Origin of the sequence: Acidovorax sp. Leaf78 (genome assembly GCF_001422735.1) — a bacterium.
Classification (GTDB): domain Bacteria; phylum Pseudomonadota; class Gammaproteobacteria; order Burkholderiales; family Burkholderiaceae_C; genus Acidovorax.
On sequence record NZ_LMLZ01000023.1, the window covers coordinates 121596 to 133925 of the forward strand.

The following is a 12330-nucleotide window of genomic DNA, read 5'->3' on the forward strand; positions in this document are numbered from 1 at the left end:
GACCTACCTGGCCTTGCCTGCCGGCTTGGCGGCGCCGAAGCCCAGCTTTTCCATGGCCTCGTGCGTCTCCAGCAGCATGGCCGACACCTCGGCCACCGTCACGCGCAGGCCGGTGGCACGCTCGCGCATGTGCTCGTAGGCCTGGGCTTCGGTCATGCGCTGGTAATCGACCAGCACGCGGATGGCCTTCTCGATCTGACGGCGCGACTTGATGGTGGATTCGAGCTTCTCGATCTTGCCCTGCTGGCGCTGCTGGAAGCCCTGCGAGGCCCGCGCCAGCACCAGGGTACTGAGGATGCCCGAGGAGCGAAACGGCTTGGTGATGACACCATGCGCCTTGGTGTCGAGCAGCAGCTTGAGCGTGGTCGGGCTTTCATAGTCCGACAGGGCGACGAAGGCGGAGTCCACGGCGCTGGCGTTCCAGGCGCTGCTGCCCTCCAGGTCCTGCGAGACCTGGAAAAAAATCACGTCCACGCCCGTGGGCGGCTCAGGCGGGAACGGCCAGACCACCTTCAGGCGGCAGCCGATGCGCTGCAGTTGCTGCACCACCACGTCGCGGTCTTCCCCCGGCGGGTAGACCACGGTGACGCTGATGCTGCGCAGGTCTTCATAGAGACGGCGTAGGCTGGAGCTCATCGACTTACCTCAGCCAGAATTCAGAGAAACCAAAAGTAGACAGGTACGGGTCGGGCCGTACTGGCTCCGACGCCTCCCAGGCGATGTCGAACTGACCATCCGCGCGGCAGATGCCGATGCGCGGTGTGAGCGCGCAGTGGTTGTTCTCGGCATCCACCGTCACGCGCCCTTCGGGCGAGTCGAAGGACACGGCGCGCGCCGCCTCCACCAGCTTGCGCCGGTCCATGCTGCCTGCGCGCTGCAGGGCCCGCGCGAACAGGTGCACCTGGGTATAGGCCATCTCGGACCAGGTACTGGTGGGCCGGTCGCCGAAGCGCTTGCGCCACAGCGCCACGAAGCGCTGGTTGCTCTCGTTCTGCACCGAGCCGAAGTACGTGGCCGAGGTGATGTGCCCCTCGCACAGCGCCGGGCCGATGAGGCGGATCTCCTCCTCGGCCATGGACAGGCTGGCGATCGGCATGGTCTTGGGATCCAGACCGAAGTCGCGGTACAGCTGGTAGAACAGCCGCGCCGACTGGCCCACCAGCGTGGAGAACACCACGTCGGGCTGCTGGGCCTTGATGTCCGCGAGCACTTCCTTGAGTTCGGACGGGCCGGCCTCGATGGGCAGGTAGACCTCTTCGAGAATCTCGCCGCCATGCTGCTCGACCATGTCGCGCATGATGCGGTTCGATTCGCGCGGGTAGATGTAATCCGCGCCGACGAGGAAGAAGCGCGTGCCCCGGTTCTGCATCAGGTAGGCGGCCAGCTGCACGCTGTTCTGGTTGGGCACGGCACCGGTGTAGATCACGTTGGGCGAGTACTCGAAGCCTTCGTAGAACGAGCAGTACCACAGCAGAGCGTTGTTGCGCTCGATCACCGGCAGCACCGCCTTGCGGCTCGACGAACGCGAGCAGCCGAAGACCACATTGACCTCATCCTCCAGCAGCAGCCGCGTGGCGAGCTTGCGGTACTCGGCAATGTCGCCATTGGGGTCGTAGACCACAGGGATCAGCGGCCGATCGAGCACGCCGCCGAGCTGGTTGATCTCCTCGATGGCCAGGGCCGTACCGAAGAAGTGCTCCGACTCGGTGACGCCCGTGGGCCCCGAGCGGGAAAACAGCACGCCAACGCGCCAGCCGTCATCGGGCTGCTGCATGGAGGGATCATCGGACATGGCATTCCTTCATTGGTCGAACATGCTTTGCAACTGGTGCGGCGTCCTCGCGCCCTGCAGCAACAGCATCAGCAAGATGCGCGCCTTGTGCGGGCTCAGATTGTCGGCGAACACGGCGCCCGCCGCCTGCAGCGTGCGCCCACCGCCGTCGAATCCGTAGGCCGGCTGTACGCGCCCGTTGGGCACGCGGGTGGAGATGACCACGGCCACACCACGCGCGATAGCTTCTTCAATGGCTGCGAACATGTCCACGTTCACATTGCCGAAGCCCAGCGCCTGCACCACGATGCCCCGCGCACCCAGCGCCACTGCGGCGTGCACCAGGTCGCCGCTGGCGCCTGCGAACATGGGCACGATCTCCACCCGCGGCAGATCCCCCGCGCGCAGCGGCACATGCTGGCGGCGCGTGGGCTGGCGCGAGAAGACCACCCGATCCTCGTCGACCACGCCCAGCAGGCCGAAGTCGCCGGACTTGAAGGCCTCCACGTCGGCGGTGTGGGTCTTGGTGGCCTCGCGGGCGGCGTTGATCTGGTTGTTCATCGCCACCAGCACGCCCCGGCGGCGCGCCTGGCTGGCCACGCAGATGCGCGCCGCGTTGAGCAGGTTGCGCGGACCGTCGAAATCGGGCACCGAGGCATTGCGCTGCGCGCCCACCAGCACCACGGGCTTGTCGCTGGCCAGGGTCAGGTCCAGGAACCAGGCCGTCTCCTCCAGCGTGTCGGTCCCGTGGGAGATGATGACGCCGGTGATCTCCGGCCGTGACAGCGCCTCGTGCACCGCATGCCACAGCTGCACCCAGCGCCCCGGGTCCATGTGGTCGGAGGGGATGTTGAACAACTCGCGCACCTCCAGCCGCGCCACGCGCGACATGGAGGGCACGGCCGCCAGCAAGTCCTCGCCCGACAGCGCAGGCACGGCCCCGCCCCGCTCGGGGTCGAGCTTCATGGCGATGGTGCCGCCGGTGGCGATTAGCTGGCACAGCGGCAGGGGTAACGGCACCGGTGGCGGCGCCGACAGCGAATGGTCCATGGTGCGCATCTCAGACCCTCAGGTGGCTGAAAACCGCCTCGACAGCTCCATCGGCCTTGGCCAGGCCCTCGTCGACTAGCTCGCCCTGCTTCAGGACCACGTAGCGATCAGCCACCTTGAGCGCGAAGGGCACGTTCTGCTCCACGATCAGCAGCGTTGTGCCGTGCTGCTCGCGCTCCTGCAGCAGCGCATTGGCCAGCCGGTCGATCACCGAGGGCTGCAGGCCTTCGGTGATTTCGTCGAGCAGGATGACCGAGGGCCGCACCATCAGCGCCCGCGCCAGCAGCAGCATCTTCTGCTCGCCGCCCGAGAGCGTGCCGGCGTACTGCGCCAGGCGGCTGCCGAACACCGGAAAAAGCGGCTCCACCGCCGCAAAGCGCTCGTCGAACAGCGACTCCCGCGCCAGGCCCAGGCGCAGGTTGTCGCGGATGCTCAGGTCGGCAAACAGCGGCTGCTCCTGCGAGGCATAGGCAACCCCCTGGCGCGCGATGCGGTGCGGCGGCAGGCGGGTGATGTTCTCGCCATGCAGGTGGATGGCGCCGGCCTTCTTGGCCAGGTAGCCCATTACCGTCTTGAGCAGGGTGCTCTTGCCCATGCCGTTCTTGCCGAGCAGGGCCACGGCTTCGCCCCTGCGGATGTCCAGGCTCAGGCCGCGCAGCACTACGGACGCGCGGTAGCCGCTGGTGATGCCGTCGAGCACCAGAGCCGAGGGAGATGCGATGGCGTTCATGCGGCCTCCTTCATGGCATGCGTGCTACCCGAGTAGATGGTCTTGACCAGGGGCGAGTTGACCACCTCCTGGAAGCTGCCCTGCATGGCGATGGCGCCCTGGTGCAGCACCACGATGCGCGTGGAGACGATTTCCACGAAATCGAGGTCATGCTCCACCAGCAGGCAGCACAGCCCATAGCGGTGCGCCAGCGACGACAGCACCTCGCCGATCTGCGTGCGCTCCGTCTTGGTCAGCCCGGCCGTGGGCTCGTCGAGCAGCACCACGCGCGGCTCCAGCGCCAGCACCATGGCCAGCTCCAGCGCCTGCTGCTCGCCGTGCGAAAGGTCGCGCGCCACGCTGGCCAGCTTGCCCTCCAGCGCCGTGGCCCGCACCACATGCAGCGCATAGGGCGGCAGGCGCAGCACCGTGTCCTGGTGCAGCAGCGAGGGGCGCTCCAGCCGCGTGCCGGCGATGCGCAGGCATTCGGCCACGGTCAGCGACTCGAAGATGTTGGCGTTCTGGAACTTGCGGCCCAGGCCCAGGCGCACGCAGGCCTCAGGCGGTAGCTGGCGAATGTCGCTGCCGCACAGCGCCACGGTGCCGCCGCTGCGCTCGGCGCCGTCGCTCATGCAGCGCATCAGCGTGGTCTTGCCGGCGCCGTTGGGCCCGATCAGCCCCACCAGCTCGCCTGGGCGGGCCTCGAAATCGATGCCCTGCAGCACCTTGAGGGAGCCAAAATGCTTGGTCACGCCCTGCAGGCGGATGGCCACCGCATCGGTCGCTTGGCCGTCGGTGCTGCCGCGCCGCTCCTGCAGCTGCGGCATTCGCCTGGCACCCTGCAACACGCCGAAGGGCTTGAGCAGCAGCGGAATCAGCCCCTGCGGAAACAGCACGATGACCACCACGAACGCCCCGCCCAGAATCAGTTGCCAGGCAAAGGGCATGCTGCTGCTCAGGTAGGCCGTGGCCACGTTGATCAGCACGCCACCGGCCAGCGGCCCCCACAGCGTGCCGCGCCCGCCCAGGGCCACCCAGATGATGAGCTCGGTGCCCAGCGCAAAGCCCGTGAGCTCTGGCGCCACCACGCCGCTGAACGCGCCGTAGCCAAAGCCTGCTATACCGGCCATCACACCCATGGCCGTAAGCAGCGCGATCTTCACCCGAGAGGTGTCGATGCCCAGGTAGGTGCAGCGCACCTCGTTGTCGCGGATGGCCGCGAGCACGCGGCCCGCATCGCTGCGCACCAGCACCCAGCCGATGGCGCCGGCCACGGCCAGCATGGCGCCGGCCACCCAGTACCAGGCCTCGAGCGACCAGTCGAAACTCGGATAGCCCGTGAGCCCCGAACTCGACCCCGTGAAGCTGCCGCCCGACAGCAGCAACTGCGTGAGCACGATGGGCAGCACCAGCGAGATCACCGTCGCAAAGAACGGCGAAGCCCCGCGGTAGAACGAGAGCCAGCCCACCAGGCCGGCCACCGCCGCGCTGGCCAGCACCGTGGCACCGACGGCCAGCAGCACGGTGAAGGTGCTGAACCCGACGTGGGTGAACACCAGCCCGGCGGCATAGGCGCCGATGCCGAAGAAGGCCGACTGGCCGAAGGTGAGGTAGCCGGTGTAGCCCCAGAGGATGTCCACCGTGATCGCCGCGATGGCGAAGAAGAAGGCCTTGATCAGGATGTTCAGCAGGTAAGTGTCGAACACCCAGGGCCCGGCCACGAGCAGCGCCACACCGATGGAACCGAGCACCAGAAGGCTGTTGAAGGGACGCGCCCGTACCACCGGGTCAGCGGGTTCGGCGGGCATGACGGGCGGCAATGCCGCATTGGAATGGGTGGTGGTATCAGCCACGGGCAAACCCCTTGGGACGGATGCGCAGCGTGACTGCGGCGAGGACGGCGATGGTCAGCCCGCCGAGGACGGGGCTGGCGTAGGTGCTGACCAGCACCTGGGCCGCGCCGAACACGACGCAGGTCACCAGCAGGCTGGCCATGGAGTGGCCCGAGACCATGACCAGCATGAAGGCGCTGACCAGCCAGGGCAGGCCCATGTTGGGGTCGACGCTGGACAGCGGCGTGATCATGGCGCCGGCCAGCGTGCCCAGGCCCGCGCCCAGGCTGAAGGTGATGAAACGCACGCGACCCGAATGGATGCCCAGGCTGCTGGCAAGGTCCTCGTTCATGATCACGGCGCGGGTGCGCACGCCAAAGCGCGTGCCGTTGAGCAGCCCCGTGAGCGCCAGGCACAGCACGATGGCCACCGGCACCAGCACCAGGCGGTAGGCCGAATAGTCGATCCCCGCGACCTGCCAGGTACCCGACAGCGGCGCACCGACGAACTGCACCTCGCGCCCGAATCCCATCACGATGAGCTGGCCGATGACGATACCGAGCCCCCAGGTGGCCAGGATGGCGTCGAGAGGCCGCTTATACAGCGGGCGCACGATGAGCCCTTCCACCAGCATTCCCACGGCAATGCCGACCACGATAGCCAGCGGCCAGGCCAGCCACGGGTCCATCTGCAGCCGGGTGACCACGTAGCTCGCATAGCCGCCCAGCGTGAGCAGGGCACCATGCGCAAAATTGACGATCTTCATCACCCCGAAAACCATCATCAGCCCCGCCGTGACGACGAACAGCATCGCCGCCGTGGTGAGCAGATCCAGCAAGAGAACCATGGTGTGCTCCTAGGAATGGGAGGGAATCGGGCCGCGCAGGGACAACGCGGTGGTGGCGGCGGTAGGGGTCATGGGCTGTCTCCGGGGTCTCGTGGGTCTTGTGCATATCGCAAGCAGTGCCTGCACAGGCAATGCACAGGCCGTGCCTGCCAGGCGGGCCTGGCGCACGGAATCGGTCAGTGAAAGGAACAGCGGGAGGGGTCCCACAGAAAACATTTTTCAAGCTCCAGAAAGCAAAAAGCCCCTGACCGCGCGGTGTGCGCTTTCAGGGGCTTTCATAGCCGGTATGTGGTCAGCAATGCTGCTGAGGGACCGCAGTGGCTTGGCCAACGCGGTCATTTCAATTATGACAGCCGGTCACACCAGCGTCAATCAACTGCGAAGCTGCTTTATTCGCGATTTGTCCTCCCTGCAGGCGCCCTCAGGCGGGTCATTCAAGCGGCCGAGCTCACTCCATCTGCGGGCATTGCGCGCCCGGGTCCACGCTCGCGTAGGTCTCCAGGATGCGGATGCTGCCGTCGGAGCGCACCTGCCCCAGGCGCATGGCCAGCGGCGTGTGCCGGCCCTTGCCCATGCGCAGCGTGCCGCGCGGGCCGGTTACCGTGACCTCACCCAGCGCCTTGATGACCTTGGCGGCATCGGTGCTGCCTGCTGCCTCCACCGCCGCCTTGTACTGGAAGAAAGCCTCGTACTGCGGCACCGAGAGTTCGTTGGGCGCCTTGAGGTCCGCGCCGAAGCGCACCAGCATGCGCATGCGGAACGAGCGGTTGTGCGCCGTGTCGATGGACGGGAAATAAGACGCCGCCATGAGCATGCCCGTGGCCGCGCTGCCCATCTCCCGCGCAGTGCTTTCGTCGATGGACAGGTTTCCCAGCGGTATGCGCACGTCGGCGGCCTTGAGCTGCCGGGCCAGCGACACGTTGGGTGCGCCGCCCGCGGTGGCACTGATGATCGCGTCGGGCCTGGCCGTGCGGATCTTGGCGATCACCGCCGCCCAGTCGCTGCCGTCCACGGGCAGGTACTCCTCGCCCACCACCTGCCCACCGCCCTTTCTGAGGGTCTGGCGCGCAAACTCGAGCATGCCGCGGCCAAAGGCGTAGTCGCTGCCCACGAGGAAGAAGCTGCGCGCATTCCGGTTGTGCGCCAGGTATTCGACCACGGGCGCCACCTGCTGCTCGGGCACCCAGGCGTTGACGTACATCCAGGGGCTGCACGACCGGCCTTCGTAGAACGAGGTGTAGATGTAGGGCAGTTGGCCGCGCGCGACGATGGGCAGCGCCGCATTGCGCGCCGCGCTGGTCTGCATGGCAATGAGGGTGTGCACCTTCTTGCCGAACACCAGTGCTTCCACAGCCTTCTGCGCGCCCTCGGCGCCAGAGGCATCGTCCATTATTTCAAGCTGCACTGGCCGCCCCAGGATGCCACCGTTGGCATTGATCTCCTCGACCGCCAGTTGCGAGGACTGGACTACGGCAGGTGCCACTACGCTGTTGGCACCTGACAGGCCCACGGCCACGCCGATGCGGATGGGCTCAGCGGCATGCGGCTGCGCCGAGACGGTGGTGGCCATGGCCAGCAGCACCGCCGTGGCGAACAGGGCCAGCGCGGCCATCTGCAGGGTGTTCAGAAGCTTCTTCATCGCAGCATCTCCCGCCGTGGTCAACGCGCAGCGGCAAGGGGCAGCCACTGCGGCGCGCCCTCGCGCAAGGCCGCTGCAGGCACGGCTCTGGCGGTGCCTGCCAGCGGCGCGCTGTCGACGGGCTCGGCTCCCAGGTGAAAGGTGGACACCAGCGCGAGCAGACGGCGGGACTGATCCTGCAGGCTGGCGGCCGCAGCGGCGCCCTCTTCCACCAGCGCTGCGTTCTGCTGTGTGGCGTGGTCCAGCTCGGCGATGGCGTGGTTGATGTCGAGGATGCGCCCACTCTGAGCGGTGGATGCTCCGGCTACCTCGCCAATAATGCCCGACACCTGCCCCACGCTGCTCACGATGTCAGCCATGGTGGTGCCGGCGCCCTGCACCAGGCGCGCGCCCGCAGAAACGTGGGAGAGGCTGTCGTCGATGAGGCCCTTGATCTCCCTGGCTGCCGACGCACTGCGCTGCGCAAGCGCACGCACCTCTCCCGCCACTACAGCAAATCCACGCCCGGCGTTGCCCGCGCGTGCCGCCTCTACCGCCGCATTGAGCGCCAGGATGTTGGTCTGGAAGGCGATGCCGTCGATGACACCGATGATGTCGGCGATGTGCCGGGATGACTGGGTGATCTGGCCCATGGTGGTCACCACCTGGCCCACGGCTGCGCCGCCGCGCTGGGCCACAGCCGCCGCATTGCCGGCCAGGCCGTTGGCCTCGCCTGCCGCCTCGGCGCTGTGGCGCAGGTTGCCGGCAAGCTGGTCCAGCGAATGGGCCGTCTCCTGCAGGCGCGTGGCGGCCTGCTCGGTGCGCTGGCTCAGGTCCAGGTTGCCGGCCGCCACCTCGGAGCTGGCGGTATCGATGCTCACGGCCGCGTCGCGGATGTCGGCCACCAGGCCGCGCAGGCGCCGCTGCATGGTGGCAATGGCGTCTAGCAGGCGTCCTACCTCGCCCTGCCCCGCGCCTTCGATGGCATTGTCCAGCGCGCCCTCGGCAATGCGCTCGGCGATGCGCACCGCGCGCTCCACCGGTCGCTGGATGCCACGCGCGATGCGCCAGGCCACCAGCACACCGAGGGCCACCGCAGCCAGCGCCAGCAGTGCGCCGATGGCCGTGGAACGCTGGATCTGCGCGCCCACGGCCGTGGCCAGCACGGCATTGCGCTGGGTCTGCAGGGCAATCAGTTCATTGACCCTGGCGCGCCACTGCGCCTCCACCGGCCGCAACTCCTGCGTGAGCGTGGTGGTGGCATCGATGTTGGCGCCGGCCAGGCCGTGCTTGGCGGCCTGCTGCACCAGCGCCATGCCGCGCGCGCCCAGCGTGGCAATGTCTGCTGCCAGCTGGCGCTCGTCGGCCTGGGCATCGACCATGGCTGCGGCCAGCGCCTTTTCGGCGCGCACGTACTCGCCGCGCGCTGTCTCCAGGGTGGCGCCTTCGGCCTTGAGCTCGGCCATGTCGGTGAGCAGCACGATGGAGCGCACCTGCACGGCCATCAGGTTGATGTTGTCCAGCAGCTCGCGGGCGAAGGCGGCGCGCTGGTTGTTGACCTCCACGATCTGGCGCACCTGGCTGCCCACCTGGTGCGAGGACCAGGCATTCATGCCGGCTACGCTCACGATCAACGCCAGCAGGCAGCCAAAGCCGAGCGCCAGGCGGCTGGCGATGGAGTGGGTGAATCGGTGCAAGGTCATGGAAAACTCCTCGAATCGGGCATGGCTGCGCCCAAGGTGGCGCGGGTGGCGCCACCCCTTGTGCAGCGGGTCGTGGTGGTGTTGGAGGAAAATCCGGCCGTTGCGGCCAGGTGGAGCGAGCGGCCGGCACCGCAGTGGGATACCGGCCGCCTGTGCTTGCAGGCTTACTTCAGGTCAGGGCACTGCGCGCCGGGGTCCACGCCCTTGAAGGTCTGCAAGATCTTGATGGCGCCGCCGGCCTGGATCTGGCCCAGGCGCATTGCCAGTGGCGCATGGCGGCTCTTGTTCATGCTCACCTCGCCGCGCGGGCCGGTATAGGACACCTCGCCCAGCGCCTTGATGATCTTGTCCTTGTCCACCGCGCCCACCTTCTCGACGGCGGCCTTGTACAGGTAGAAGGCCTCGTACTGGGGTTCGGACAGCTCATTGGGCGTCTTCAGGTCGGCGCCGAACTTCTTCGTCATCGCAGCGATGAACTTCTGGTTCTCGGGCGTTTCGATGGTGGTCAGGTACGAGGCGGACATGTACATGCCCGTCGCCACGTCGCCCATGTTCTTCGCGGTGGCTTCATCAATGGCCAGGTTGCCGTAGGGCAGGTTCAGGCCCGAGCCCTGCAGCTGCTTGGCCAGCGAGACGTTGGGCGCGCCGCCTGCGGTGGCGCTGATCAGCGCATCGGCCTTGGCCGCGCGGATCTTGCTGAGCACCGGGGTCCAGTCCGAGCCGTCGATGGGCAGGTACTCCTCGCCCACCACCTTGCCGCCATTCTTCTCGATGTACTTCTTGGTGAAATCCAGCATGCCGCGGCCGAAGGCGTAGTCATTGCCCACCAGGAAGAAGTTGCGCGCCTTCAGGTTGGACCAGAAGTAGTTGACGATGGGCGCCACCTGCTGCTCGGGCACCCAGGCGTTGACGTACATCCAGGGGTTGCACGAACGGCCTTCGTAGAACGAGGTGTAGATGTAGGGCACCTTGCCGCGCGAGATGATGGGCAGGGCCGCATTGCGCGCAGCGCTGGTCTCCATGGCGATGACGGCGTCGACCTTCTTCTGGAACACCAGGGTGTCGAAGGCCTTCTGCGCGCCCACGGCGCCCGAGGCATCGTCGACGATCTCGAGCTCGACCTTGCGACCGAGGATGCCGCCGGCGGCATTGATCTCTTCGACCGCCAGTTGCGAGGACTGCACCACGGCCGGTGCCACCACGCTGTTGGCGCCCGACAGGCCCACGGCCACACCGATGCGGATGGGGTCGGCGGCCTGGGCCTGCAGGGCCAGCGCGGCCGCCAGGGCGATTGCGCCATAGCGCAGGAGGGAAGCAAAGGGGGACATCATCAGAAGGCTCCTTGGGTTGGGGGTGAACGAAAAAGAGAACACGGGGCGGGAAAAAACGGAGGCAGGCATCAGTGCCGCGGCAGCGGCCAGCCGGTGCCCAGCATGGGGTCGTAGACGTCATCGCGGCGGTCGCGCAGCACGTGGTTGAAGGCGTTGAGCTGGCGCGCCTGGCGTGTGGCCCGAAGGTCCAGTTGCGCCGTGAGCACCAGGTCTTCGCCGCCCTCGGCGGCGGGTCCTGCGACAGGCCAGCCCTGGGCATCGACGATCAGGCTCTGGCCGATAAAGGGCTGGCCACGCTCGGTGCCGGTGCGGTTGGCGCAGACGATGTTCAGCGCGTTGCTGTGGGCGCTGGCCATGGCCAGCGTGTTGGCCATGGCCGGGCTGCCTGCGGGCTGGCCGGGCATGGGCACCCAGTTGGTGGGCATGGCCACCACGTCGGCGCCCTGCATGGCCAGCAGGCGGTAGACCTCAGGGAACCAGCCGTCGTAGCAGATCACCACGCCCAGCCGCCCCCACGGGGTGTGGAACAGCGGCAGGCCCTTGTCGCCGGCTTCGAAGAACAGGTGCTCGTCACCCCACAGGTGCAGCTTGCGATAGGTGCCCAGCCAGCCCGTGGGGCCGACGACCACGGCCGCGTTGTACAGGCGCTCGCCATCGCGCTCGGCAATGCCGGCCACGATGAGCGTGTTGCAGCGGCGGGCCACCTCGATCCAGGCCTGTGTGCTGGGGCCATTGGGCACAGGCTCGGCCAGTGCGAAGGCCTCGGCGCGGCTCTCGAACACGTAGCCGGTGTTGGCCAGTTCGGGCAGCACCACCAGGGCAGCGCCGCCTGCGGCCGCACGCTCGACCAGGGCCACCGAGCGCGCCAGGTTCTCGTCCTTGCGGCCGATGCGCGGCTCCATCTGGATGCTCGCCACGGTGACGAGGTGCCCCGCAGTGCTTGGCGCGGGGAGTTTTCCCGAATCGGACGACAACGACATTCAAACTCCAAAAAGCAAAAAGCCCCTGACCGCGCTGTACGCGCATGTCAGGGGCTTTCATAGCCGGTATGTGATCAGCAATGTTGCTGAGGGGCTGGTGCAGTGAAAACCGGACCAGTGCTGCGAATTATGGACGTGGAAAAATTCGGAGTCAATCGGAGTCAATATTTCGTCAGAGTGTTGTTGCAGGGCCTGGGTCCATCGCCCGCGCAGGCAACAGGCCACACGTGCTGTCCCCATGCATCAGTGAAAACGATGGTGCTCCAGCCGCCAGCGCCCCAGCATCCGGTAGGGCAGGCCGAGACAAGGCTGTGTAGAGCAGTTGAACTCGCGCACCGTCCAGCACAGTTGGCTCCACAAGTTGCTCTGCCACTTCTCAGGGCTGTACATGTGGCGGATGATTGCTGGCCTGGCACGCACGCTGCGTGTCAGGCCAGGACGTCCTCAGCGCCTCGTGCAATGTCGTTAACACCAATTTCGGAGTCGCGA

At 67.2% G+C, this 12330-nt stretch carries 10 protein-coding genes; all 10 read right to left on the reverse strand.

Annotated features, from left to right (window positions below; genetic code table 11):
• Positions 1–3: 3 nt before the first annotated feature.
• The 10 genes from ASF16_RS21335 to ASF16_RS21380 all read right to left on the reverse strand — a co-directional run bounded on the left by ASF16_RS21335 (position 4) and on the right by ASF16_RS21380 (position 11763).
• Positions 4–636, reverse strand: a complete 633-nt coding sequence (locus tag ASF16_RS21335) for an ANTAR domain-containing response regulator (RefSeq protein WP_200926952.1) — start codon at positions 634–636, stop codon at positions 4–6.
• A 4-nt stretch (positions 637–640) separates the two neighbouring features.
• Positions 641–1792: a transporter substrate-binding domain-containing protein gene (locus ASF16_RS21340; RefSeq protein ID WP_056171972.1), complete on the reverse strand. Its 1152-nt coding sequence runs from the start codon at positions 1790–1792 to the stop codon at positions 641–643.
• A gap of 9 nt (positions 1793–1801) precedes the next feature.
• Positions 1802–2830 (reverse strand): asparaginase, encoded by a 1029-nt coding sequence (locus ASF16_RS21345; RefSeq protein WP_156372177.1) that lies wholly within the window; start codon positions 2828–2830, stop codon positions 1802–1804.
• Position 2831: 1 nt separating this feature from the next.
• Positions 2832–3551 (reverse strand): ABC transporter ATP-binding protein, encoded by a 720-nt coding sequence (locus ASF16_RS21350; RefSeq protein WP_056171974.1) that lies wholly within the window; start codon positions 3549–3551, stop codon positions 2832–2834.
• A complete protein-coding gene (locus ASF16_RS21355; RefSeq protein ID WP_056171976.1) occupies positions 3548–5338 on the reverse strand; it encodes an ATP-binding cassette domain-containing protein in 1791 nt (596 codons plus the stop codon). Before ASF16_RS21355 ends, ASF16_RS21350 begins: the two co-directional genes overlap by 4 nt.
• Positions 5339–5375: 37 nt before the next feature.
• Positions 5376–6209, reverse strand: a complete 834-nt coding sequence (locus ASF16_RS21360) for a branched-chain amino acid ABC transporter permease (protein WP_056171978.1) — start codon at positions 6207–6209, stop codon at positions 5376–5378.
• Between the two features lie 448 nt (positions 6210–6657).
• The gene (locus tag ASF16_RS21365; protein WP_056171979.1) at positions 6658–7848 is read right to left on the reverse strand and encodes a substrate-binding protein; all 1191 of its coding nucleotides are present in this window, start codon (positions 7846–7848) and stop codon (positions 6658–6660) included.
• A 20-nt stretch (positions 7849–7868) separates the two neighbouring features.
• Positions 7869–9530, reverse strand: coding sequence for a methyl-accepting chemotaxis protein (locus ASF16_RS21370; protein WP_056171981.1), 1662 nt, complete (start codon positions 9528–9530; stop codon positions 7869–7871).
• Positions 9531–9694: 164 nt separating this feature from the next.
• A complete protein-coding gene (locus ASF16_RS21375) occupies positions 9695–10858 on the reverse strand; it encodes a substrate-binding protein (RefSeq protein ID WP_056172262.1) in 1164 nt (387 codons plus the stop codon).
• 71 nt (positions 10859–10929) lie between these two features.
• Complete coding sequence (locus ASF16_RS21380; RefSeq protein ID WP_235507481.1) at positions 10930–11763, reverse strand: nitrilase family protein; 834 nt, start codon at positions 11761–11763, stop codon at positions 10930–10932.
• Positions 11764–12330 lie beyond the last annotated feature (567 nt).

Bases quoted from the DNA above. Each gene is read 5' to 3' on its own strand.
- ASF16_RS21360 (WP_056171978.1), bottom strand. From the start codon at position 6,209: ATGGTTCTCTTGCTGGATCTGCTCACCACGGCGGCGATGCTGTTCGTC.
- ASF16_RS21340 (WP_056171972.1), bottom strand. From the start codon at position 1,792: ATGTCCGATGATCCCTCCATGCAGCAGCCCGATGACGGCTGGCGCGTT.
- ASF16_RS21350 (WP_056171974.1), bottom strand. From the start codon at position 3,551: ATGAACGCCATCGCATCTCCCTCGGCTCTGGTGCTCGACGGCATCACC.
- ASF16_RS21365 (WP_056171979.1), bottom strand. From the start codon at position 7,848: ATGAAGAAGCTTCTGAACACCCTGCAGATGGCCGCGCTGGCCCTGTTC.
- ASF16_RS21370 (WP_056171981.1), bottom strand. From the start codon at position 9,530: ATGACCTTGCACCGATTCACCCACTCCATCGCCAGCCGCCTGGCGCTC.
- ASF16_RS21355 (WP_056171976.1), bottom strand. From the start codon at position 5,338: ATGCCCGCCGAACCCGCTGACCCGGTGGTACGGGCGCGTCCCTTCAAC.
- ASF16_RS21345 (WP_156372177.1), bottom strand. From the start codon at position 2,830: ATGCGCACCATGGACCATTCGCTGTCGGCGCCGCCACCGGTGCCGTTA.
- ASF16_RS21380 (WP_235507481.1), bottom strand. From the start codon at position 11,763: ATGGAGCCGCGCATCGGCCGCAAGGACGAGAACCTGGCGCGCTCGGTG.
- ASF16_RS21375 (WP_056172262.1), bottom strand. From the start codon at position 10,858: ATGTCCCCCTTTGCTTCCCTCCTGCGCTATGGCGCAATCGCCCTGGCG.
- ASF16_RS21335 (WP_200926952.1), bottom strand. From the start codon at position 636: ATGAGCTCCAGCCTACGCCGTCTCTATGAAGACCTGCGCAGCATCAGC.